The organism is Enterococcus italicus DSM 15952 (genome assembly GCF_000185365.1).
In the GTDB taxonomy this organism is placed as follows: domain Bacteria; phylum Bacillota; class Bacilli; order Lactobacillales; family Enterococcaceae; genus Enterococcus_G; species Enterococcus_G italicus.
Genome location: NZ_GL622241.1, coordinates 197,758 through 219,533, shown reverse-complemented (window position 1 = coordinate 219,533; position 21,776 = coordinate 197,758). Strand labels below are relative to the sequence as shown.

Here is a 21,776-nt window from a genome sequence, read left to right as displayed (position 1 = left end):
CAGTTAAATCATCGACTCTAATGTATCCTGAATTTCTTTAAATCCCTTGTGAATTCTCCCTAAAAATTTTTGGTTATATTGATTAAATTGCGAAACTAAGAATCTCTCTAGAGATTCTTCATTAGGGAATTGTTCTTTTCTTCGAGTATATCGTTTTAGCTGCTTATTAAAGCCTTCAATCAGGTTCGTCGAATAAATTGTTCGTCTGATGGCGTGAGGGAAATTATAAAAGGTTAATAGGGCAGGATTCAAGAGTAAATTGACGACTCTTGGATACTGCTTTTTCCATTTCCTAATCATAAAGTCGATGTGATCCAATGCCTCTTCTTTTGAATTCGCTTGGTAAACCAATTTGAAGTCCTCACAAATTTCTTTTCGATCTCGAACACGAACTTTATGAGCGATATTTCTAGATACATGCACACAACATTGTTGAAATTGGGCATTCGGATACACACTATGGATACTTTCTTCAATACCGCTTAATCCGTCTGTCACGACTAATAAAACTTCTTCTAACCCACGGTTTCTAAAATCTTGAAGAACTTCTTTCCAAATATAAGCAGACTCAGTTGGGGCAATAGTAAACCCAAGAACCTCTTTGGTTCCATCCAAACGAATATCAATCGTAATATACACGGCTTCCTTCGAAACAGTCTGTCGCTTCACAGGGATATGCGTCGCATCCATAAATATAACGGAATAATTGGCTTCTAACGTTCTTTCTTTAAAAGCTAAAACATCTTCAGACACCAATTTACTCATGTTGGAGATCGTTTGTGGCTTATAGTGGTGACCATACATTTTTTCAATTAATTCGGAGATTTCAGCCATAGTAATGCCTTTTTGAAATAATTGGATAATGGTCGTTTCTAACGAATCATTGGTTCTCTTATATGCTGGTAGTGTTTGTTGAGAAAATTCGCCATTCCGATCTCTAGGAATAGTTAAATTCAACTCTCCATATTCTGTTTTAAATGTACGTGAATAATTCCCGTTACGGGAATTTCCTGAATTGAATCCATTTCGATCATATTTTTCGTAATCTAAAAAAGCAGTTAGCTCTGCTTGTAGGAGCGAGTTAATCGCTCGTTCTAAATGCTCCCGAAATAATTCATCTAAATCCCCTTTATTGAGTAGAGTTTGCATAATTTCTGTAGTAAAATTAATCATGAGAAAGTCCTCCTATAAAATTTCTGTGCGGTAACTTTAATTTTACAGAATGGACTTTCTTTTTTTCTACCCTAAATTTCTATTTACACAAAATATTTTACGCTATCTTTTAAAAGCGCACAAAAGAAATATTTGGGGTGAGTATATGAGACAAAAACAAGAAGGTAAGAAACAAATTTACAAAATTGCAAATTGGATTTCATTGCTAATACTGCTAGTTTTCTATTTAGCACCAATAGCACAAGTTGGCGCGGTGACACAGGAGAATAGAGGCTTAACAATTAATTCAGCTAAGGTAGGTGACAACAGTAAAGAAATCAAAATTTCTGCAAATGTAGTCAATAATGATGCAGAAAGCACAACTTTCTCAGTGACTATAGATCCAGAAAATAGTTTAACAAAAGAAGAGAGTGCAACATTAAAAGACACTGCTGGCAATGAAATAGGAACGTACGAGGTTAGTGGAATACAAATAGCCTTTACTATTTTGCCAAAAGTACAAGCTTCGATTGATTTAAGCTTAGCTTTAGCTAGCGATGATTTAAAAGAGATAACATTAATCAACGATGGAAAAGCAACAACTATTTCATTGGCAACATCAGAATCAAGTGAAACAACAACTACAAGTAAAATAACAACTACGACAACTTCTAGCACTGAAGAAAAAAATGAACCAGATACTAGTCCTAGTAAGGTAAAATAATTTAAAAACAATGTGAAAGATTCAGCGCCAGTAGATATTTCGACAGTTTTACCAGATGGTGCAAATGGAACATTAATTGATTCTGCTGAAATTGGTTTTACCAATCAAAATGGAAAACCTGTAGATCCAACCGAAGCCAAAGTTACGAAAGTGTCTGTTGAAAATGCTGAAAAAACTGGTTCAGTTGTCTTAACAAAGACAGATAGTGACACGAATAAAGTGTTATCTGATGCGGTATTCAATCTTTATAAGAAAGATGGAACAGAAGTAGCAGAAGGGTTGAAGAAGAACGCCGAAGGTCAAATTAGTTATGACAACTTGAAGCCAGGAGACTACTACTTTGTAGAAACATATGCACCAGCAGGCTATGAATTTGACAAAGAGAAACAATATGCCTTTACAGTTGAATTGCAAAAAACAACTAAAGTTGCCACAGTTTCTGCAGAAAATCACAAAAGACAGGCTCGGTAGTCTTGACAAAGACAGATAGCGAGACGAATAAGTTTTATCTGATGCGGTATTCAATCTTTATAAGAAAGATTGAACAGAAGTAGCAGAAGGGTTGAAGACGAACGCCGAAGGTCAAATTAGTTATGACAACTTGAAGCCAGAAGACTAATACTTTGTAGAAACGGCCGCACCAGCAGGTTACGAGTTTGACAAAGAGAAACAATACAGCTTTACAGTTGAATTACAAACAACAAAGAAAATCGCTCAAGTTAAAGTAACTAATACAAAGATTCCAGTAAAACCAGATACTAACAAGACTAATAATGGACAGAAGTTACCAAATACTGGCCAAAAAATTACTAGTTGGACGATGGTTCTAGGATTATTCTTAATAGCTTTTGTAGCAGTTGTAATAGTTATAAGAAGAAAGGTTAATTAAGGGTAAAAGAGTCGTTGATATAAAGTGTTTCTTGTCAAATAATGTTGTTATTGAGACCTTTAACCAGTGATGATGATAAACTTTTAGACGATCTTTAATCGTTTGAAAAGATTCTTTGGTCAAGCAGCGTTTTTCGTTGCTTGACCTTTTTCATCTGTAGCCCAGAAAGTGATACCATTTATCCTAACTAAAATCATTACCACCCGTCTAACGGGTGGTTTGCTCTGCGGGTGTAACCCCTTGTTGCTATGGCTACGCCTAAAGACGTTATCCTTCACTTTGTTCAGACTCAATGCCCTTGGCACTTTCACTTACCGGTCAAACCGGTTTATTTTTTTCTGAAGCCACCATCTGAAAATGGATCTTCATATTCTCGTACACTTAACTTATCAAGTGTGATATCGTGTGATTCCTGTTCCCGAATATACTTTGCGATTGTTTTTTCGTTTAATCCCACGGTACTAACATAATATCCTTCTGCCCAAAATTTTCGATTGCCATACTTATATTTCAAGTTGGAATGACGATCAAAAATTTGTAAGGCACTTTTGCTCTTTAAATAGCCAACAAATGAAGAGATACTAATTTTGGGTGGAATACTTACCAATATATGAACATGATCTGGCATCATATGTCCTTCGATAATTTCGACTCCTTTGTACTTGCATAAGAGTTGGAAAATCTCAATTAAATCTCGCCTTACTTGATTGTAAATTATTTTCCGTCTATACTTTGGTGTAAATACAATATGATACTTACACATCCATTTTGTATGCGCTAAGCTATTTGTTTTATTTGCCAAAAATCCCAGTCCTTTCAATTGAGCCCGAACAACCCAATTGTACGACAGGAATGGGATTTTTGTTGGCATAGCCTCTGATTCTCTACACGCATAGCGGGTAGTTTTTTGTTTCGGACGCTGTGCGACCTCAACAGGGCTCCACGCCCAATAATAAGACGGTGAGTAGTTGCCTTGGGCGCTACTCTTCGTTTTTTCTAATGAACATGATATAACTAATAGGAGGTGAGAAAATGAGACGCAAAGCAAAGACGAATAAAGCGACGACGGATGAAAAAGTGAATCTCTTTTTAAAGATTTTAATGGCCTTTCTCTTTATTTTAGGGGCGATCATTTTCTTCTATCCTTTTGTTGTAGATGCGGCGAATAACTATTTCGACCAGCAACGCATCAACTATTACATAACTCAGACCGAAAAAGAAAATAAAGCGAAGATTGAGGAACAAGCGGAAAAACTAGCGGCTGAAAATGCGAAGATGGCGAGTGAGTATACCGTACCTGGCATGACCGATGTGAAAGATCCATTCGCTGATATTAACAATGAAGCGGACAAGCCGACGAAAGCATACTATCAAAATCACAATATTGGCGCGATATTTATTCCTTCGATTGAGGTGAGTTTGCCGTTATTTGATACGACAAATGACACATTACTCGCTGAAGGAGCGACCGTCTTGCAAGGCTCGTCCTATCCAATAGGCGGTGAGAGTACCCACTCGGTGATTACAGGACATACCGGCTTGCCGGATAAGACGTTGTTTACTGATTTGACAGATTTAAAAAAGGGCGACATGATTTACCTACACGTCCTCGAGAAAAAGCTAGCCTATAAGATTCGCTCGTTTAAAGTAGTGAAGCCGGATGAATTGGATGATTTGAAGATTGTCCAAGGAGAAGATCTGATTACGCTTGTGACGTGTACACCATATATGATTAATACGGATCGCTTGCTCGTGACAGCTGAGCGCGTGCCGTATGAAGAGACGAGTGTCGAAAAGACAATCAAGAAGACTCAAAACTACCATCGTTGGAAATTATACGCTGTGATGGCGGGTGTAGGCCTCTTTTTTGCGATTTTCTTTGCGTGGGTGGGACGCAAGATTTGGCTCTATCGTGGGTCGAAGCGTCGCTATGACGTAGCATTCTACTTAGAAGAACAAGGGCAAGCGGTGAGCGGGCAGTCTGTACGCTTGGTACAAGGATTTAACAAGCGGCCAGTGCGCGTCGCTAGTCAGCAAGTCGAAGTAGCGAGTACGGCGTCTGGTCTGGTGCAGTTCACTGATGTACCTGGGGGCAACTATCGGGTGCAATTTGTCGGTGAGCCCAAAAGATGGCCAAAAATCAACGTACGCTTAAAGAAATTAAGCGAGAGTCAACTAGCGGTAAAAATAAAAACTGCGGATTGTCGCATAGAAGGGAAGGGGTCATCATCGCCAAGCGTGTACGTCAAAAGAAGAAGCAATCGCCAGTAAGACGCTTACTTGGTCGTTTGTTTGTGTTTTGTTTGTTTGTGATTGGGATGTTGCTATTTTTGTATCCTTTTTATATTAATGCTTTAAATAATTTTTTGGATCAGCAGCGACTGGAAATTGTCCAAAAGCAGACGGAAGAAGAAAATACCGCTCGAGCGAAAGCATTAGCGAAGAAGAATGCCGAGCTAGCCGAGCAAGGGATCAATGCCGGATCGGTGTCATTTGATACGGATGGGACGGATGTATCGGATGCCTACTATAAAGAACACCTCATCGGATCAATCAGTATTCCGAGTATCAATGTGGATATTCCGTTATTTGATACGACGAATGACTCACTCTTACAATTAGGAGCGACGGTGGTCCAAGGTACGTCCTATCCGACAGGTGGGGCAAATACGCACTCGGTGATTGCAGCGCATAGTGGCTTGCCCGACCGTGAGTTATTTACTAACTTAGAGGATGTGAAGTTGGGCGATGAGTTTGTCTTGACGGTCTTAAGTGAAAAGATGGCCTATCAAGTCGACAAGATTATCGTCGTGAAACCAGATGAGACAGATAGTTTGAAGATTGAAGCCAATAGTGATTTGGTGACGTTACTTACTTGTACGCCATATATGATTAATACGGATCGACTATTGGTCACAGGGCATCGCGTTCCGTATACTGAAGCGATCGCCAAAAAAGTCGTCAAAAGTAAAAAAACAGCAAACTACAAAGAAGCGGCGATCCTGGCGGGGACAGTGGTCGCAATCATCCTCTGCTTGCTCTTTTTGGCACGTACGATTCACGCGTATTTGATGAAGCGTAAAAAGATGGCCATCCAAGTGCAAGTAGTAGATGGAGCAGGTCAAGTAAAGGTAGGTCAAGCAGTAACCTTGTTCGATCGCCGAGGCAAAAAGCAATTGAAGCGCGATGGCGAGTTGTTCATTAGAGTGACCGATGAGACAGGTACAGCCATCTTCACAGACTTGCCACGAGGGGTGTATCGCGTAGCACTTGTCGAAGAACAACACCCACGTCAAAAGGCAATCGTCGGCATGAAAAAAGTGAAAGAGACGGAGGTTCGATTGTTCAAAGTAATTGATGATCATGTCGAGAAAGTCGCAGACATGATTGTTATTACGAATTAAAATAGTTACTATAATATAAGTAAAAAAGCATCGGAATTTCCCGGTGCTTTCTTTTGTTAAAAAATGCATATGGAAAAGTTAGTTCGTTTGTATGCGGAAACATAGACATTGTTTTCTTTGCAATATGAATCATTAAATAACAAATTTTTTAAGGTAACAACGGTTATGTTTTTTTCTTTGTAGAAAAAATTTTATACTTTTTGTAAAGGAGGCGATTCTAATGTTGAATTTTCTAGAGAGACACTTGGAGAAGAGAATTAAAGTGGCAGAACATTTGTACTTAAATAATGGACAGACGACCGATAGATTAATGGCGAGAAAACTATCTGTATCGCCAAGTTCCATTCAGCAGTATGTCAAAGAAGTTGAAAATTTGTATCAAAACTTTCGAACAAACGGCATTCTTTATAATTCACATGCACTTGTTAATGTAACAGATGAATTAGCTAGCCAATCGATAAAACTAAGGTTATTAAAAGCAATTATTTTTCATTCAGGGGAATCTTCCTCCTTCTATAAAGAATCATTGAAACTGAGTGATGCTACATTTTCTCGCTTAATTGCGCAATTACGTGCGGATTTGGCGCGATTTGACATTCGCCTCTTAATTAATAAAGGGTATCGACTAGAAGCGAAGCAAGAATTACTGGTTATTGGATTCATTACACAATTGGCTTTTTTTTATCGCTGGCCATTGTCTGAATTAAGGAAAATCGTCACTACCCTTGATGGAGAGAAGCGACTTGAGGAAATTGATGCGCTGTCTTTTGATTCGATGTTGCTGGTTCATTCTGAATTCGAGAATGTATTTATCCATTATTTGTTTTTAGCAGCAGTGATTTATAGCAACCAAAGAAAGGTAGACGTAAAAGATCAATGCCGTGCAGAGACTATAGTAGAAAAGCTGAATAGATGGCTAAAAGAAAGCTATCTGGAAGCGGCAGTGAAGGTGGAAAAAAATTTTCATGAACTGCTACCTTTAGATTTTTCCGGTCAGAGCCATTCGAATCACTATTCTGAAGTGAAGGCAATCTTGATTTCAACTATGGTGCAGATTAAGTTATTTCCTTATCCAGTATCCACATCGCCGCGACTGGATTTTTTTAGAAGTAAATTTTTGCATGCTGAACCCGAGGAGTATGCAATTATGGATTCATTTCTTTATAAAGCATCGCGGGTACTACGTGTTGATTTTCATAAGCGGGAAGAGGCTGCCTGTTTCTTTTTACTAACGAATAAAAATATTTACCAGAAGAAATTTAAGCCAGCAATTATCCAAATCTACTCATCTATTGGTCAAAATCATGCATACTATATATTAAAAGAAGTCGAGCCGCTCTTGTCATTCTTTGATACGAAAATTAGTGTCATCTATGTAAAGACCTGTGATGAGTTGCAAGATGAAAAAGGATCGTACATTCTAACAACTGACATACTGCCAGAGATTAGTGCTGAAAGACAATTTCTAGTAAGTGATTATTTGTCATTGACAGATATTGTTCGACTGGGTGTTTGGTTAAAAGACACGCTTATTTTATAAAAAACTCAGTAAATAAAATAATGTTTTTATTTTGATTGTTTTATTTAATTAAGGTTTACCATTTGTAAAAAACAAATCAAATTTACCACATAAGAGCGCTGCGCAACTGTGAATCAGATAACTTGAAAGCCATGACTTATTTGAGTCATGGTTTTTGTATTGAAATAAATCACTAAAAATTTTTTTTAATAAATATTGAGTGAAAAAAAGTGCTTTGAGTGAAAAAGAATAATACGGAAATCCTAAATGAAAAAATGTATCTTTTCTGAGAAAGAGCGTAACATCAGCGTTTTTTGTCGAAAATTTTAGAATGTTTTTCTGATAAATTTCATTTCTTAAAAAATTTTGAAAGTTTGTCAAGTAAATTGGTTTGATTTTATTATTATTATTTTTCTATCGCTGTTGATTCATAGAAAAATCATATTTTTTTGAATGTCGCATAGACTTGATTTATAGGAGGAAAAGCTTTTCTAATGAAGAAGCTAGCCGCTCTAGTTAGTTGTTTGCGGGGAGAACAAAGGAAGTGTAGTCGGAGAAAGGAGTGAGAATATGAGAAGAAGGTGGCCTGTATGGCTGAGTGTCTTTTTGCTGATGGTAGGATTTTTTCCTAATTTAATACTGGCATCCAAGGCGTTTGCAGACTCGACACAAGAGGCCAAACAACAGGTAATTGAGAGCAATCAATTAAATGTGAGGAGTGTTGCGATAAGATCAGATGAAAAAATTATTTGGGATATTTATTACCGTTCTTTAGCGAGTACGGATCAACAGCAGCGTTTGAAAGTGCAAGTAACGGATTCAGCGGGACAAGTAGTAGCACCGACACAAAAAGAAGGGTGGACGACTGACGAGAGTAGCTGGTTTGTCAGTGCCTTTCACGATTCAGATGAAGGAGTACTCTCATTCGAAACGAGTGGATCGGTGACTAGCATTCAACTAGCTATCCAAGCTGATAGCCAGTCCAATGAATCTGGAGAATCAGTCATTACAGAAAATAGTTTGCCAGATATCAGTGCAAAGAACTATACAATCACCGCACCAGAAAAAGTTGTTGAAGCAACAACAGTGTCTAGTGAAGCAACAAGTCAATCGTCAAGTGAGCAACAAGTAACTCAGAGTATGACTGAAGTGTCCACAGAAACTGCAAAATCTTACGTGACGCAAGAGAAAGAATTTACTAATGAAAGTACGACTGCATCCTCAAAAGCAAAGGATAAAGAAAGTAGTAAAGTGCAAGCAGATCGAGCCTCAGTCGCAAATTTTTCGGCAAAATCAGTGCTCGATAGCATTCAATCATTAAGCGCAACGACCAGTTACTCGAATGTTTCACCTGAATATACGACCGATGCGACAGGTATCTATCCGAAAAGCTACTGGTCACCCACGGGCAATACAACCGTCCGTAACCATCAAGGAAAGCTCTACGGTGCTACTAGTTGGGATGGCGTGACTACGTGGAATGGAGATGCTTCGAATAAAACGAATTCATATATCGAATATGGCGGTACGGGTGGGAACGCTAATTTTGCCATTCGTAAGTATGCGAAAGAAACAAGTACTCCAGGTCTTTACGATGTCTACCTTAACGTACGAGGGAATGAGATCAAGGATATTAAACCAATCGATATTGTACTAGTTATAGATATGTCTGGATCAATGGAACCATCGCGAGCACCAGCAGTTAGGCAAGGTATCAAAGACTTCTTTAAATATATCCAAGATGCTGGAGTTTCCCAGTATGTCAATGTAGGGTTTGTCGGATATTCCAGTATTAATCAATCAAATTATGTAGGCCTTATTCAAGAGGGAATTCAGCCTATTTCGAATACTACACATACTAATAATATTAATACGAAATTAAACAGAACCTTCATAGGTGGAACATTTACTCAACTTGGAATTAAGACAGGAGCAGATATGCTCACTAGCTACAATAGTACAAATGAGAAAATGATGATTTTGCTAACTGATGGTGTACCGACTTATTCATACAAGGTGAATGAATCGACTACTATCAACGGCACTTTATATGGGACGAAATTTAATACATCTTTAGATAATCCTGGTGATACTTCTAAATTGAATTATCCCTATATTGATAATTCAAATCATAAAATTAATGACACATTTGCTGCAACTTTAGGTCAAGCCAAGATAACAAAAGATGGTGGTACGCAACTTCATGTCCTTGGTATACAGCTTGGTCCGGATAAAAATTATTTAACTCAAAATCAAGTACGTGCATATACAAGTCTGATGGCTTCTGATGGTCATTACCTTGATGCAAATACAGCAGATGACATCAAGACGTATCTTGAGAATCAAGCTGCTAATGTAGTAAGTGCCTTTAATACTGTAAATCAAGGAAGTATATCAGATCCGATTGGTGCGCAATTCAATGCCAATGGTTCGACTGTCGATGTGAAAAGTGTTGGGTCAACTGCTATAGCGACTCTTCCGAATGCTACATTAGCCAACAATCAACTCTCTGTTTCGAATATTAATTTGGGTAAAGGTCAAGAAGTACAGCTGCATTATCAAGTACGCATGAATACAGAATCAAGTACGTTTGTTCCAGAAACTTGGTATCCGATGAATGGCAAGACCACCTTTAAACCAAACATAAATAATCCGAATAATCAGGTTGAGTTTGGTGTTCCTTCAGCTAAGGCTGCTGGGGTGAAACTAGCAATCGAGAAGCGGTGGCAAGAATATGACAATGACCAGAGTCAACGTCCGGCAACACTGGATTTCTCAATTGAACGCTCGACCACGACGGCAAGTGGTGCGTGGACGAAAGGGTATGTGCGACTCTCGGCACCAGATTGGAGTAAACAAAACATTACCCGAGTGGCAAGTAATACTGGTGGATCTGAGACTATCTGGCTACCGAAGTTTAACAACCAAGGAAAAGATTTTACTTACAAGATTACAGAAGTGACTGTTCCAGAAGGCTATGAAGCAAGTTCCAATGCAGATGGCTCGATTTGGACGAATAGCAAAATTTTCAATCCATTAGGATTAAAAATCACAAAAGTATCTAGTGTGAATCAATCGCCGCTAAAAGGAGCGGTATTCAAATTAACAGGAGGTTCACTTCCAGCAGATGGTGTAGTGCTAGTCGATCAACAGGACGGTACGTATTCATTACCTACCAATACAAAATTACAACTAGATAGTACCTATAAACTAACGGAAGTCAGTCCCCCAAGTGGCCATGAAATTTCCACTACAACGTGGCAAGTGACGGTAAGTAAGACTGGTGAAGTGACCATTAATGATACAAAAGATGGAGTCCAACTGAAAGATCATACCATCTTATATACCATCACTAATGAGTTCAAAAAGATTACGTTTAGAACTGAAAAATATCGGACGGGTACGACTGAACAATTGTCAGGTGCAAAATTCACCTTGAAGCAATATGAAGAAAACTGGCAAGGTATCGGTACGATAGTTGGTTCGCAAAATGATTTACTTGGTAATGAAGTGAGCTCGTTTAAGTCGCTCTTATCGGGGTATTACAGCATACAAGAAACCACAGTTCCACAAGGTTATTTAGCAGATGACACGTCCTATAAATTTAGAGTAACGCTAGATGGCAACGTATTAGATGAGAGTGGTAAGACACTTTCGGCTACGACATTACCAACCAAGAATGGGTGGTACACGAAACAGACAAGTCAAGAGAGTGTCTTGGTATTTGCAAAATACAATCAACTACGCTTGTTTACTGTTTCTATTTTAAAAGAGGACTATCAAACAAAAACAAAATTAGCCGGTGCTACCTTTGGCTTGGCGGCCAAGGACAATCCTGATGCCCAATTGGCTACTCTTGAGACAGATGCAAACGGACAAGGGGTATTCAAACAGGCGGATGGTAGTTCTGGTGAGTCGTTCGGCTTGGCTGCTGGCGAATATGTCATTAAAGAATTAGCTGCACCTGAAGGCTACGTGCTTTTACCTGACTCGTTTGACTTAACCATTAAAGAAGATGGAACGATCACTCTTTCTTACCAAGGAGGAGATGTCACGGATGCATTGGCTGAGGTTGCACTCACGAATGATGGGACGAATACAATTCAACTGACCTTAGCAAATACGAAAAAAGGGGAATTACCGGCGACAGGTGGTAAAGGAAAAGCGATGTTTGTCCTAGGATCTAGTGGAATATTCGGTCTAGCTTCGTTATTAGGGGTTTATTACATCTATCGTAATCGGAAGGGGGAACGATGAGTATGAAAAAAAGAACAAATTTCTTATTACTTGGACTTATTTTTCTATCATGTTTCTTCTTCAGCTTTCCGTTGATGAGTAGAGCAGATGAACAAAGTGATGAAGTGACCATTATTTTGCATAAGCGGGTGTGGATTGATCAGGCAATACCTGAAAATCTGACTAATACTGGTTTGGTGAACCAATCGTTTGGTGGGACGCCCCTCGCTGATGTCAGTTTCACTGTCTATGATGCAACGGAAGTCTACGATGAAGCTTCCAAGCAAACTGATTTTCAACCGAAAGAATGGATTACAGAGTGGGCAAAAAAATCAACAACTGACATCCAAGAAGCAGACTTACCACAAATCGGTGAAATGCAAACAACGAATGATGCGGGCGAAGTAACCTTTGTTTTACCACAAGGCTCGTCCCATGCCTATCTATTCGTACAACAACCAGTTCAGTCTAATGTGTTGCAGTTTGGAGTGAAGGATAGTGCCCCGTTGATGATTGTTGTTCCTTACTACCCTACTAATAGTAACAACTATTTAAAAACGATTAATATTTATTTAAAAAATTCTGCTACAAGTAAGCAACCACTGACACCGACTGAGCCTACCAATACAACTAAACCAGAAAAATTAATCCCTAAAACTGGTTCTATTCTGCCAAATACAGGGCAAGTCAATTCTATGCTGGCGATGAGTGGGGTGCTCATTTTATTAGGAGTAGGTAGTTATTTATGGATGCGAAAAAAGAATGACCATCAAGAGGAGGAAGAAAGATGAAGAAATTAATGGGGGCAATACTAACAGCATTGGTAGCAATACCTTTATTACTAGGTGGAGGATCTTTTGTACGAGGAGATGATAGCGTTACAGCTCCGGATCCAAAGAGTACGGAGCAGACGGTAACGATTGATTTGCATAAACTTTTATTCGAACAAGGAAAAACGCCAGACCAACTAGAAAATAACGGGTTAGAAAAACCAAACTTTGGCGTAAGTTCAACTGCTTTGAATGGTGCAGAATTCACGATGTATGATGTGTCAACTGAGTATAATCGGTTATTAAGTGAAGGGAAAACAGCTAAAGAAGCAGTAGAAGCAATTCAGTCGGGGTATACAAATTTTCAAACGACAGCACTTGGTACACAAACAACAGCTGGTGAGGGAGTTGCCTCTTTTGAAGGTGTGAAACTTGCAGATGGGACGAATTTTAAAGCGTATCTTTTTGTAGAAACGAAAGTACCAAGCGGTGTCACTGAAAAAGCTATTCCATTAGTGATTGCAATGCCTGTTTATAATGGTGACGTAGCTTTTATGGAGGGAAATAGTAGCAACGGAAAGGATTTATCTACAATTAATTTATATCCAAAGAATGAAGAAAAAGAGTTGGTTACAAAGAAGAAAGACGACACTACTTTAAGTTACTCAGTAGGCGAAACGATTGGCTATACGGTTACGGTGAACGTACCTGGCGATGCACAATCTCTATTCCAAGTAACAGATACACCTAGTACTGGTTTACAAACACTAGTCGATGACAACTTTACTGTGAAGGATGGAGATAAGACTTTAGTGAAAGACACAGACTATACAGTAACGCTAAACGCTAGTGGAGGCTACACGTTAACCTTGTCTAATCCGAAAGAATATGTTGGTAAGGAATTAGTTATTAAATACAATATGATGGTTACTTCAGCAGCACCTATAGATCAAGGTATGGTGAATAAGGTTTCGGTAGATACAGATACGAAAAAAGGAAATGAGCCTGATACACCAACACCTGAAGTTTTCACTGGTGGCTACAACTTTATTAAACAAGATGCAAATTCTAAAGCTGGATTGGCAGGAGTGAAGTTTGAAGTGAAAGATGAATCAGATAACTTATTATCCTTTAAATTAAATGCTTCAAATGAATGGGTATTGTCAGATACAACTGATGGGGCTACAACGACCATTAAATCACAGGCAGACGGTAAATTATCAGTGACAGGATTGAAGACAGGAAATTATACTTTAATTGAAACGGCAACGGTAGACGGATATGTACTTCCTGACAATCCTGAGACAGCCTTTTCTGTTGTCACAAATGAAGACGGTCATGGGACCTACACAAGTACAAAAGAAAATGAAACAAAAATCTTGAACGTGAAAAAAGGTGTTCTTCCTTCAACTGGTGGCACAGGGATCTATGCTTTCTTAGCTATCGGTGCTGCGTTGATGATAGGTGCGATTATCTGGTATAAAAAGTCACACGATACAGCAAATGTCTAAGTAACATGAGGTAAGCCAAAAGAAGATTTCTGTAAAGTAAATCTTCTTTTGGTTTTTTTATGTGTTTATGAAAAAACAGTTGCAGCCTATTACTTGAAATGTTACAGTTTTATATGGAGAAAGAAACAGGTTGCCATCGTTTCATTCCTAAAATTATTTCGAAAGGAGGAATTGTATGCGATATCATCTAATGGAAAGCAAGGATATTCGAATGAATTTAGCGACAGAAGAATATTTAATGGATCATGCCAATGTGGATGAACCTCTTCTTCTGTTATATATACAAGAGCCATGTGTTATAATTGGTCGCAACCAAAATGTCTATGAAGAAATTAATCTTCGCTATTTACGTGAGCATCGAATTGTCCTGACACGCCGAACATCTGGTGGCGGGGCAGTCTATGATGATTTAGGTAATATGAGTTTTAGTTTTGTAACGCAAAAAAATGCGACGACATTTGGTGACTATCAAGGTGTGACGCAGCCGATTTTAGAAGCATTGCATCGCATGGGAGCGACACAGGCAACGTCAGGTGGGCGTAATGATCTGTATATCGAAGGTCGAAAATTTTCAGGCAATGCGATGTATACCAAAAATGGTCGTACCTATTCGCATGGGACGCTAATGTATGATGTGGATGTGTCGGTGCTCGATCAATTACTGACGGTGGCAAAAGAAAAGATAGCGTCAAAAGCGACGCAATCAGTCCGCAAAAATGTCACCAATGTCCGACCGTATCTCGATGCAAAATGGCAAAAACTCACTACTGAAGAATTTCACGAGCAGTTATTGTGTGAGCTGTACCAAGTGACAGAACTTACTGAGATTTCAGATAAAGAGCTGCTGTTGACAGTGGAAGATCGCCAAGCCATTCAGGTCTTGTTTGATGAAAAATATGCAAACGATCAATGGATTTATGGAGAGACACCAGATTTTGATCGCCACATGCGTACGCGGATACCGAATGTCGGGATCGTCGATGTAAAAATGGCCACGCAAGCAGGGGAAATTGCGAGCATTCAGTTTTCAGGTGACTTCTTTGGCGTATTGCCAATTGAGCAGTTGGAGCAGGCGATGATTGGTCTACCTTTTGTCTATGAGACGGTGCAAGCATTTTTAGCTACTCAACCATTGGAAGAGTACATACTTCATTTCACCAAGCAAGCGTGTTTGGATTTATTATTTGATTAGGAGGGCGCTATGTACAAGGTAGCTAAAGTGGGGAAGCAGTACGGCCAGACAGTCGCCCTTGAGGATCTTTCGTTTCATATAGCGAAAGGGGAGTTTTTAGGAATCGTTGGCAAAAGCGGCTCGGGCAAAAGTACCTTATTGCGTTTGCTGCATTTTATGGAACAGCCTTCTGATGGAACGATTTCTTTTATGGGCAAAGAGGGCAGTCAGTTTAACAATAAGGACTTGAGACGAGTCAAACAAGAAGTAGCGATGGTCTTCCAACAATACAATCTATTACATAATTTGACCGTCGAGCAAAATGTCGCGTTGCCTTTAAAGTTAGTCGGTGAGAAACAACCGGCACTTGTAGAAGAATTGTTACAATTTGTGGGACTTTCTGGCAAAGCCAAACGCTATCCAAAAGACTTATCGGGTGGGGAAAAGCAGCGTGTAGCTATCGCTAGAGCGCTCGTCCGTAAGCCAAGCGTCTTACTATGTGATGAAGCGACCAGTTCACTAGATGAAGCCAATACCGAAGAAATGCTCCGATTATTGCAAAACGTGCAACGTGAACGGGATTTGACCGTCGTCTTTGTCAGTCATGAGCTAGAGACAGTCAAGAAAGTCTGCACACGCGTCTTGGTGATGGAGGATGGTCATCTGTTAGGAGAAATTGCGAATCAACCGACCAATCTACGAGAATCCGAAGAATCGTACTTGACGCTTGTGAAACGGAGGATGAGTGAATGACCACAGTTGAGACCATTCAATATTATTGGCCAGAGCTTGTGACATCATTAAAAGAAACAGGTGTCATGATGGGGATTTCTTTGACAATCTGTTTACTAGGTGGTTTGCCATTAGGGATTGGATTATATTTGGTTAATCCGCAATTAAGTAAGCGTCATTCGGGTATGTATTGGCTGATCAATTTGGTGATTACGTTGATTCGGTCGTTTCCATATTTATTATTCGTTGTGACGCTAATTCCATTTACTCGGTGGTTGATAGGATTCGCATTTGGCCCAATCCCAGCAGCCGTGCCACTAAGTATTGTCGCGGTGGCCATCTTTGCTCGCTTGGTCGAACAAGTATTGCTAGATGTCCCGAGTGATATTCGACTTTTGGCTGATTCACTGGGAGTAAAAGGATGGCAATATGTGTGGCATTTTTTATTAGTCGAAGCGCGAAGTGGGCTTGTACTGGCTTTTACGACTACGACAGTGAGTATGGTAAGCTATTCGACGGTGATGGGAATCGTCGGTGGTGGCGGGATTGGTGACTTTGCCATTCGTTATGGCTATCAACGCTATGAATACGGCATTATGTATGTCGCAATTATTTGGATGATTGTCACAGTATTTTTAATTCAATTGATCGGCAATCTACTAGCAAGAAAATTAGACAAACGAAAGTAGGAGAATCGATGAAAAAAATAGTTTTGGGATTTGTAACACTAGGTATTGCAGTTAGTTTGGCAGCGTGTGGGTCAAAGTCAAGCTCAACCAGTAGTTCTGATAGTGAAGACAAAGTGATTAAAGTAGCATCACAAACAACACCAATGACCGATGTCGTAAAAGTAGCGGCAGAAGTGGCGAAAAAAGATGGCTGGGACATTCAATTGATTCAAGTTAATGACAATGTCGCATACAATGATATGGTAGCGAGCAAAGAAGCAGATGCGAGTTTTGCCGAACACAAGCCCTTTATGGAAAAATACAACTCAGAAAAAGGCTCGAATTTGGTCGCTATTCAACCAATCTATGATGCAAAAGTCGGCTTTTATTCAAAAGATTATCAATCAGTCGATGACATCCCTTCTGGAACCAAAGTAGCGATTCCAAGTGATGCATCGAATGAAGGACGTGCGCTAGCAATCTTAGCTGATTATGGCTTGATTACATTAAAAGATGGTGTCGGTACAGACGGGACAGTCAAAGATATTACGGAAAATCCTAAGAACTTTGACTTTTTATCTGTCGATTTACTGAATTTGGCGGAAGCATATAGTGAACCAAATGTATCGATGGTCTACAACTATCCGACGTACATCGCCAAAATCGGCTTAAAACCAAGTGATGCTTTGTTGTTAGAAAAAACAATCGATACACGCTTTTCTATTCAAGTAGTTGCTCGTGAAGACAACCAAGACTCTGCTAAAATTAAAGCGTTGAAAAAAGCGATGACAAGCGATGAAGTAAAAGAGTTTTTAGAAAAAGAGCATAGCGATACGTTAATCCCTTCATTTTAAATGGTGTGTCAAAAGCAGCTCTCGTTGCTATAAGACAAAAATCCTCAAAAATTTAAGGAACAATTTTCGGAATTTCTGTCTTATTGCTTGGAGCAAAACGCTTTTTCCACAACCTCTTTTAGTAAAGAGCTGAGAATACTAGCTTAATTTGTTCCTTTTTGTTACAATGGACAAGGACTATTTTTATATAAAGGAGACGTTTAAACATGATTACAGCAAGTGATTTAAGAGCTGGTATGACATTTGTTCAAGATGGTAAATTAATCAAAGTATTGGAAGCAAGTCACCACAAACCAGGTAAAGGGAATACAGTTATGCGTATGAAACTTCGCGATGTACGTTCTGGAGCGACATATGATACAACGTTTAGACCTGAAGAAAAGTTTGAAAAAGCACACATTGACACAAAAACAGTACAATATTTGTATACAATGGACGACACAGCAAACTTTATGGACTTAGAAACATACGATCAATATGAAATTCCAGTCGATACAGTTGCAGAGGAAATGAAATATATTTTGGAAAATATGGAAGTAAAAATCCAATTTTTCGGTGACGAAGTGATTGGTATTCAATTACCAACAACGGTTGTCCTAACTGTACAAGAAACACAACCATCAATCAAAGGTGCGACTGTTACTGGTTCAGGTAAACCAGCTACAATGGAAACTGGTTTAGTTGTGAACGTACCAGACTTTGTTGAAGCGGGCGAAGCGCTTGAAATCAATACGACAGAAGGTACTTATGTAAAACGTGCCAACAAATAATTAAAATCAAAAAGGCTGAGAGCGGATTTTCTCAGTCTTTTTTTAGGAGAAATCGATATGAATTATGTTATTGTCGCTTTTTTTGCTTTTTTTGGTGGCATTTTGCGTTATTTGCTAGCGATTGAATTACCGAAGATTGATCTTTTTCCAATCGGGACGTTGGTTGCTAATTACCTGGGGTGTTTTTTATTTAGTTGGTTGGTAAAGCACATCATGGTCGATCGTGATATAAATGGTCGCCTAATACTAGGCGTGGGGACTGGTTTTTGTGGAGGGTTAACGACCTTTTCTTCCTTTGCCTTGGATGCTGTTCAGCTTGTTCAGCAACAAGCATACGGACTAGCATTTCTGTATTTGGCTGCGTCGATTATTGGAGGGCTCTTTTTTGTGTGGTTAGGTGAAGTGATTGTAAGAAGGAGGGTGAGCGAATGACACTCTTACTTGTTGGGATTGGTTCGGCTTTAGGTGCTGCTTGCCGTTATGCAATGAATCGCTTCTTTGAGAGACGTCCGCACCCTTTTCCAAAGGCGACCTTGTTTATCAATTTGACTGGAGCATTTATTTTAGGTTTTTTTGTTGGGATGCAGATGAACCATACGAGGTATCTTTTTTTGGGGACAGGTCTTATGGGCGGCTATACCACATTTTCGACGATGAATTTTGAATTATTTTTATTGTTAAAAGAAAATAAACACCTGTTTCGTTGGTACTTTATTAGTACGTATGTGCTAGGTTTATTGGCAAGTTTTTTGGGGATTATTTGCGGATCATTTGTGTAGCATAAGGGGGAAAAGGTTTGATTGGAAAGGTATTTACACCTGAAAAGTGGCGTCACGCAGAATTCTTTTATCACACGGGTGTGATGAGTCTATTATTATTGGCTGTCGTTTGTTTGTTATTTTTATGTATTTTTTTATTGTATGTAAAATCGCATAAAGGGCGTTCGTTAGCAATTTTTGGTGGCATGCTACTTATGTGTGGAGTGGTGTATCTTGTGGGAAATAGCTATTATGGTGCGTATTATACATACATGCCAGATGTGCAACCCAATATTCGTGATCGTGAACGGGCATTTATTGGCTATAAATATTACGATGGAGCGACGATGACTGCCTATACGCATATCCAAAACATAGCAGGCATCGAAAAACTAGGTATCTATGAAGCAAAACCAGTGGAACGAGAGATCGAGTATCTGGGGTATGCTTATGGATCAGTATATTTTAAAGTGGGTGCCCAGCAGTATTATTTACGCACGACACCTGAGTTTCAGGAGAATGCTACAGCCAAGTTGATAGGGGTTCAATATCATTTGAAAGCGAGTGCTGCGGGCTTTAAACAATTGGGCTTTTTTTCGGAAACGAATAATTTTTTGACCAAAGTTGTCTTGCCGATGTCGGAAAAGTCAGTCGTATACGAACAAAAAGATGGCAAAATGAGTAAAGACTTTACTGTGAACCAAAATGAATGGGCAGCAAATAAGTAGGTTGCTTTGATAAGGTAAGATGAGAATCAGCGGAGTCGCTGGTTCTTTTTTTAGAGAATCATTCTCAGTTAGGCTAATCAATAGCGAAGAAAGGCGCTGCATGCTATGCTATGGGAAGAAAAAAGTAAGGGTGTGAAAGCATGTTTTTAGCTTGGAATGAGATTCGTCATACGAAATTACGGTATGGATTGGTAGCGGGGGTCATTTTTTTAGTGGCTTTCTTGGTATTTTTCTTAACGGGACTATCATATGGGCTCGCCCAACAAAATCGCACAGCCGTCGATACATGGGGGATAGATGGGTTATTGCTGGCGAAAGATTCGGATAATAGCTTGAATCTATCAACGTTTTCTGAAGAAGAGTTAGCCAATGTCAAAGCAACGGATAAGACCTATCTTGCACAACTATCCGCTATTGCTTCAAAAGCTGATAGCGATGAGAAGGCGAGTGTCAGTCTTTTTGCGATTGACAAAGAGAGTTTCTTACGACCTGAGATTACAGAAGGAAAGATTTTTTCTGCAGATGGAGAGGTAGTGGCCGATGAGTCCTTAAAGCAAGATGGTTTTAAGCTCGGTGATACGTTAAGTCTTTCAGGAAGTGATCAGACGGTGAAAATCGTCGGCTTTACCAAAAATGCACAGTTTAATGTGGCGCCAGTAGTGTATCTTTCTTTGGCCAATTTTGAGAAGATTCGCTATGATCAGAGCTTTCCAGAGGGCGAGGCGAAAATAAATGCTATTGTCTATCGCGGGAAGGTGACAAGCTATGATAACGACCAATTGGCCAATGTGTCCGTGGCTGATTTTATTAATGATTTACCAGGATATAGTGCGCAAGTCTTGACGTTTGGCTTTATGATTGGTGCATTGATACTGATTGCCGCAATCGTGATTGGCATTTTTATTTATGTCTTGACGATGCAAAAACGCACGATTTTTGGCATTATGAAGGCGCAAGGAATTGCCAATGGATACATCGCAAAGTCCATTATGGTCCAGACGTTTCTTTTGGCGACAGTCGGTACTATCTTAGGCTTGGTGATTAGTGTCGGTGGGTCGTTTATTTTACCAGCGGCGGTTCCTTATGAAAATAATTGGTATTTTTTACTAGGATCAGCTATCTTGATGATTGTCACAGCAGTAATCGGATCGGCCTTTTCAGTGCGGACGATTGTTACGATTGATCCGATTCAGGCAATCGGTTAGGAGGAAGCAGATGAGTGCAATTGAATTACGAGAAATTACCAAGCAGTTCATCGATGGCGATGAGACCATTGATGCATTAAAAGAAACGAACGTAGCCGTTGAAGCTGGAGAGTTTGTGGCGATTATCGGCCCTTCTGGATCGGGGAAAAGTACCTTATTAACAATAATTGGTGGCTTGCAGACGCCATCTACAGGGGAAGTATTGATTAATGGTGCGTCCTTTAGCAGTGAATCAGAAAAGAAACGTGCACGCCGGCGATTCGATGAAATCGGCTTTATTTTGCAGTCGTCGAATCTGGTACCATTCTTGACGGTCAAGCAACAATTTCAATTAGTAGACGACATTACTAAGAAAAAACAAAGCGAGCGACGAGAGATGTTATTGGAGCGACTAGGTGTTGAGCGACTTGTAAACAAATACCCGAGTGAATTGTCTGGAGGGGAGCGGCAGCGTATCGCGATTGCGCGTGCATTGTATCATCAGCCGACTGTAATTTTAGCGGATGAACCGACTGCTAGCTTGGACTCTGATCGTGCGTTTGAAGTAGTGGAACTACTTGCAGAGGCAACAAAACAAGAAAACAAAGCGACAATAATGGTGACCCACGACACGCGCTTAATTCAAGCATGTGATCGCGTGTTACGTATGCAAGATGGGAAATTAACAGAAGAGTAAACGAGTCGC

The 21,776-nt window shown here is 39.5% G+C and carries 21 protein-coding genes; 19 read left to right on the top strand and 2 right to left on the bottom strand.

Features of this window, described 5'->3' with window-relative positions:
• Positions 1-3: 3 nt before the first annotated feature.
• Positions 4-1,173 (bottom strand): IS256 family transposase, encoded by a 1,170-nt coding sequence (locus HMPREF9088_RS01060; RefSeq protein WP_007207240.1) that lies wholly within the window; start codon positions 1,171-1,173, stop codon positions 4-6.
• Positions 1,174-1,318: 145 nt separating this feature from the next.
• Here HMPREF9088_RS01060 and HMPREF9088_RS01055 point away from each other — a divergent pair, with 145 nt between their 5' ends.
• The 3 genes from HMPREF9088_RS01055 to HMPREF9088_RS12625 all read left to right on the top strand — a co-directional run bounded on the left by HMPREF9088_RS01055 (position 1,319) and on the right by HMPREF9088_RS12625 (position 2,765).
• Positions 1,319-1,876 (top strand): hypothetical protein, encoded by a 558-nt coding sequence (locus HMPREF9088_RS01055; RefSeq protein ID WP_040366014.1) that lies wholly within the window; start codon positions 1,319-1,321, stop codon positions 1,874-1,876.
• 12 nt (positions 1,877-1,888) lie between these two features.
• Entirely contained in the window at positions 1,889-2,347 is a 459-nt protein-coding gene (locus tag HMPREF9088_RS12285) for a SpaA isopeptide-forming pilin-related protein (RefSeq protein ID WP_007207238.1), read from the top strand.
• 238 nt (positions 2,348-2,585) lie between these two features.
• Positions 2,586-2,765: an LPXTG cell wall anchor domain-containing protein gene (locus HMPREF9088_RS12625; RefSeq protein ID WP_083429547.1), complete on the top strand. Its 180-nt coding sequence runs from the start codon at positions 2,586-2,588 to the stop codon at positions 2,763-2,765.
• Between the two features lie 328 nt (positions 2,766-3,093).
• Here the strand turns inward: HMPREF9088_RS12625 and tnpA are convergent, their stop codons facing one another.
• A complete protein-coding gene (gene tnpA / locus HMPREF9088_RS01040; RefSeq protein WP_040367092.1) occupies positions 3,094-3,567 on the bottom strand; it encodes an IS200/IS605 family transposase in 474 nt (157 codons plus the stop codon).
• Between the two features lie 230 nt (positions 3,568-3,797).
• Here tnpA and HMPREF9088_RS12280 point away from each other — a divergent pair, with 230 nt between their 5' ends.
• The 16 genes from HMPREF9088_RS12280 to HMPREF9088_RS00960 all read left to right on the top strand — a co-directional run bounded on the left by HMPREF9088_RS12280 (position 3,798) and on the right by HMPREF9088_RS00960 (position 21,767).
• Entirely contained in the window at positions 3,798-5,036 is a 1,239-nt protein-coding gene (locus tag HMPREF9088_RS12280) for a class C sortase (protein ID WP_007207235.1), read from the top strand.
• Positions 5,037-5,059: 23 nt separating this feature from the next.
• Entirely contained in the window at positions 5,060-6,169 is a 1,110-nt protein-coding gene (locus HMPREF9088_RS01030) for a class C sortase (RefSeq protein ID WP_282634707.1), read from the top strand.
• A 220-nt stretch (positions 6,170-6,389) separates the two neighbouring features.
• Positions 6,390-7,709, top strand: a complete 1,320-nt coding sequence (locus tag HMPREF9088_RS01025) for a helix-turn-helix domain-containing protein (protein ID WP_007207233.1) — start codon at positions 6,390-6,392, stop codon at positions 7,707-7,709.
• Positions 7,710-8,258: 549 nt separating this feature from the next.
• Positions 8,259-11,945: a SpaA isopeptide-forming pilin-related protein gene (locus HMPREF9088_RS01020; protein WP_007207231.1), complete on the top strand. Its 3,687-nt coding sequence runs from the start codon at positions 8,259-8,261 to the stop codon at positions 11,943-11,945.
• 2 nt (positions 11,946-11,947) lie between these two features.
• Positions 11,948-12,715 (top strand): pilin N-terminal domain-containing protein, encoded by a 768-nt coding sequence (locus tag HMPREF9088_RS01015; protein ID WP_040366013.1) that lies wholly within the window; start codon positions 11,948-11,950, stop codon positions 12,713-12,715.
• Positions 12,712-14,205 (top strand): SpaH/EbpB family LPXTG-anchored major pilin, encoded by a 1,494-nt coding sequence (locus HMPREF9088_RS01010; RefSeq protein WP_007207229.1) that lies wholly within the window; start codon positions 12,712-12,714, stop codon positions 14,203-14,205. Before HMPREF9088_RS01015 ends, HMPREF9088_RS01010 begins: the two co-directional genes overlap by 4 nt.
• Before the next feature lie 175 nt (positions 14,206-14,380).
• On the top strand, positions 14,381-15,397 hold the full coding sequence (lplA, locus tag HMPREF9088_RS01005; protein ID WP_007207228.1) for a lipoate--protein ligase: 1,017 nt from the start codon (positions 14,381-14,383) through the stop codon (positions 15,395-15,397).
• Positions 15,398-15,406: 9 nt separating this feature from the next.
• A complete protein-coding gene (locus HMPREF9088_RS01000; RefSeq protein WP_007207227.1) occupies positions 15,407-16,129 on the top strand; it encodes an ATP-binding cassette domain-containing protein in 723 nt (240 codons plus the stop codon).
• Positions 16,126-16,797, top strand: a complete 672-nt coding sequence (gene emtB, locus HMPREF9088_RS00995) for a metal ABC transporter permease EmtB (protein ID WP_007207226.1) — start codon at positions 16,126-16,128, stop codon at positions 16,795-16,797. Before HMPREF9088_RS01000 ends, emtB begins: the two co-directional genes overlap by 4 nt.
• 8 nt (positions 16,798-16,805) lie before the next feature.
• On the top strand, positions 16,806-17,630 hold the full coding sequence (locus tag HMPREF9088_RS00990; RefSeq protein ID WP_007207225.1) for a MetQ/NlpA family ABC transporter substrate-binding protein: 825 nt from the start codon (positions 16,806-16,808) through the stop codon (positions 17,628-17,630).
• A gap of 206 nt (positions 17,631-17,836) precedes the next feature.
• Positions 17,837-18,400: an elongation factor P gene (gene efp / locus HMPREF9088_RS00985; RefSeq protein WP_007207224.1), complete on the top strand. Its 564-nt coding sequence runs from the start codon at positions 17,837-17,839 to the stop codon at positions 18,398-18,400.
• Positions 18,401-18,457: 57 nt separating this feature from the next.
• Positions 18,458-18,832 (top strand): fluoride efflux transporter FluC, encoded by a 375-nt coding sequence (locus HMPREF9088_RS00980; protein WP_007207223.1) that lies wholly within the window; start codon positions 18,458-18,460, stop codon positions 18,830-18,832.
• Positions 18,829-19,179 carry a fluoride efflux transporter FluC gene (locus HMPREF9088_RS00975; RefSeq protein ID WP_007207222.1) on the top strand — a complete coding sequence of 117 codons (351 nt, stop codon included), beginning with the start codon at positions 18,829-18,831 and terminating at the stop codon, positions 19,177-19,179. The genes HMPREF9088_RS00980 and HMPREF9088_RS00975 overlap by 4 nt, the downstream gene beginning before the upstream one ends.
• A 17-nt stretch (positions 19,180-19,196) precedes the next feature.
• Positions 19,197-19,886: a hypothetical protein gene (locus HMPREF9088_RS00970; protein ID WP_007207221.1), complete on the top strand. Its 690-nt coding sequence runs from the start codon at positions 19,197-19,199 to the stop codon at positions 19,884-19,886.
• Between the two features lie 140 nt (positions 19,887-20,026).
• Positions 20,027-21,091: an ABC transporter permease gene (locus tag HMPREF9088_RS00965; RefSeq protein ID WP_007207220.1), complete on the top strand. Its 1,065-nt coding sequence runs from the start codon at positions 20,027-20,029 to the stop codon at positions 21,089-21,091.
• Positions 21,092-21,101: 10 nt separating this feature from the next.
• Positions 21,102-21,767: an ABC transporter ATP-binding protein gene (locus HMPREF9088_RS00960; protein WP_007207219.1), complete on the top strand. Its 666-nt coding sequence runs from the start codon at positions 21,102-21,104 to the stop codon at positions 21,765-21,767.
• Positions 21,768-21,776 lie beyond the last annotated feature (9 nt).

Bases quoted from the DNA above. Each gene is read 5' to 3' on its own strand.
- HMPREF9088_RS01015 (WP_040366013.1), top strand. From the start codon at position 11,948: ATGAAAAAAAGAACAAATTTCTTATTACTTGGACTTATTTTTCTATCA.
- efp (WP_007207224.1), top strand. From the start codon at position 17,837: ATGATTACAGCAAGTGATTTAAGAGCTGGTATGACATTTGTTCAAGAT.
- HMPREF9088_RS01055 (WP_040366014.1), top strand. From the start codon at position 1,319: ATGAGACAAAAACAAGAAGGTAAGAAACAAATTTACAAAATTGCAAAT.
- HMPREF9088_RS00960 (WP_007207219.1), top strand. From the start codon at position 21,102: ATGAGTGCAATTGAATTACGAGAAATTACCAAGCAGTTCATCGATGGC.
- HMPREF9088_RS00990 (WP_007207225.1), top strand. From the start codon at position 16,806: ATGAAAAAAATAGTTTTGGGATTTGTAACACTAGGTATTGCAGTTAGT.
- HMPREF9088_RS01000 (WP_007207227.1), top strand. From the start codon at position 15,407: ATGTACAAGGTAGCTAAAGTGGGGAAGCAGTACGGCCAGACAGTCGCC.
- HMPREF9088_RS00980 (WP_007207223.1), top strand. From the start codon at position 18,458: ATGAATTATGTTATTGTCGCTTTTTTTGCTTTTTTTGGTGGCATTTTG.
- HMPREF9088_RS01010 (WP_007207229.1), top strand. From the start codon at position 12,712: ATGAAGAAATTAATGGGGGCAATACTAACAGCATTGGTAGCAATACCT.
- HMPREF9088_RS01025 (WP_007207233.1), top strand. From the start codon at position 6,390: ATGTTGAATTTTCTAGAGAGACACTTGGAGAAGAGAATTAAAGTGGCA.
- lplA (WP_007207228.1), top strand. From the start codon at position 14,381: ATGCGATATCATCTAATGGAAAGCAAGGATATTCGAATGAATTTAGCG.
- HMPREF9088_RS00975 (WP_007207222.1), top strand. From the start codon at position 18,829: ATGACACTCTTACTTGTTGGGATTGGTTCGGCTTTAGGTGCTGCTTGC.
- emtB (WP_007207226.1), top strand. From the start codon at position 16,126: ATGACCACAGTTGAGACCATTCAATATTATTGGCCAGAGCTTGTGACA.
- HMPREF9088_RS01020 (WP_007207231.1), top strand. From the start codon at position 8,259: ATGAGAAGAAGGTGGCCTGTATGGCTGAGTGTCTTTTTGCTGATGGTA.
- HMPREF9088_RS12280 (WP_007207235.1), top strand. From the start codon at position 3,798: ATGAGACGCAAAGCAAAGACGAATAAAGCGACGACGGATGAAAAAGTG.
- HMPREF9088_RS00965 (WP_007207220.1), top strand. From the start codon at position 20,027: ATGTTTTTAGCTTGGAATGAGATTCGTCATACGAAATTACGGTATGGA.
- HMPREF9088_RS01060 (WP_007207240.1), bottom strand. From the start codon at position 1,173: ATGATTAATTTTACTACAGAAATTATGCAAACTCTACTCAATAAAGGG.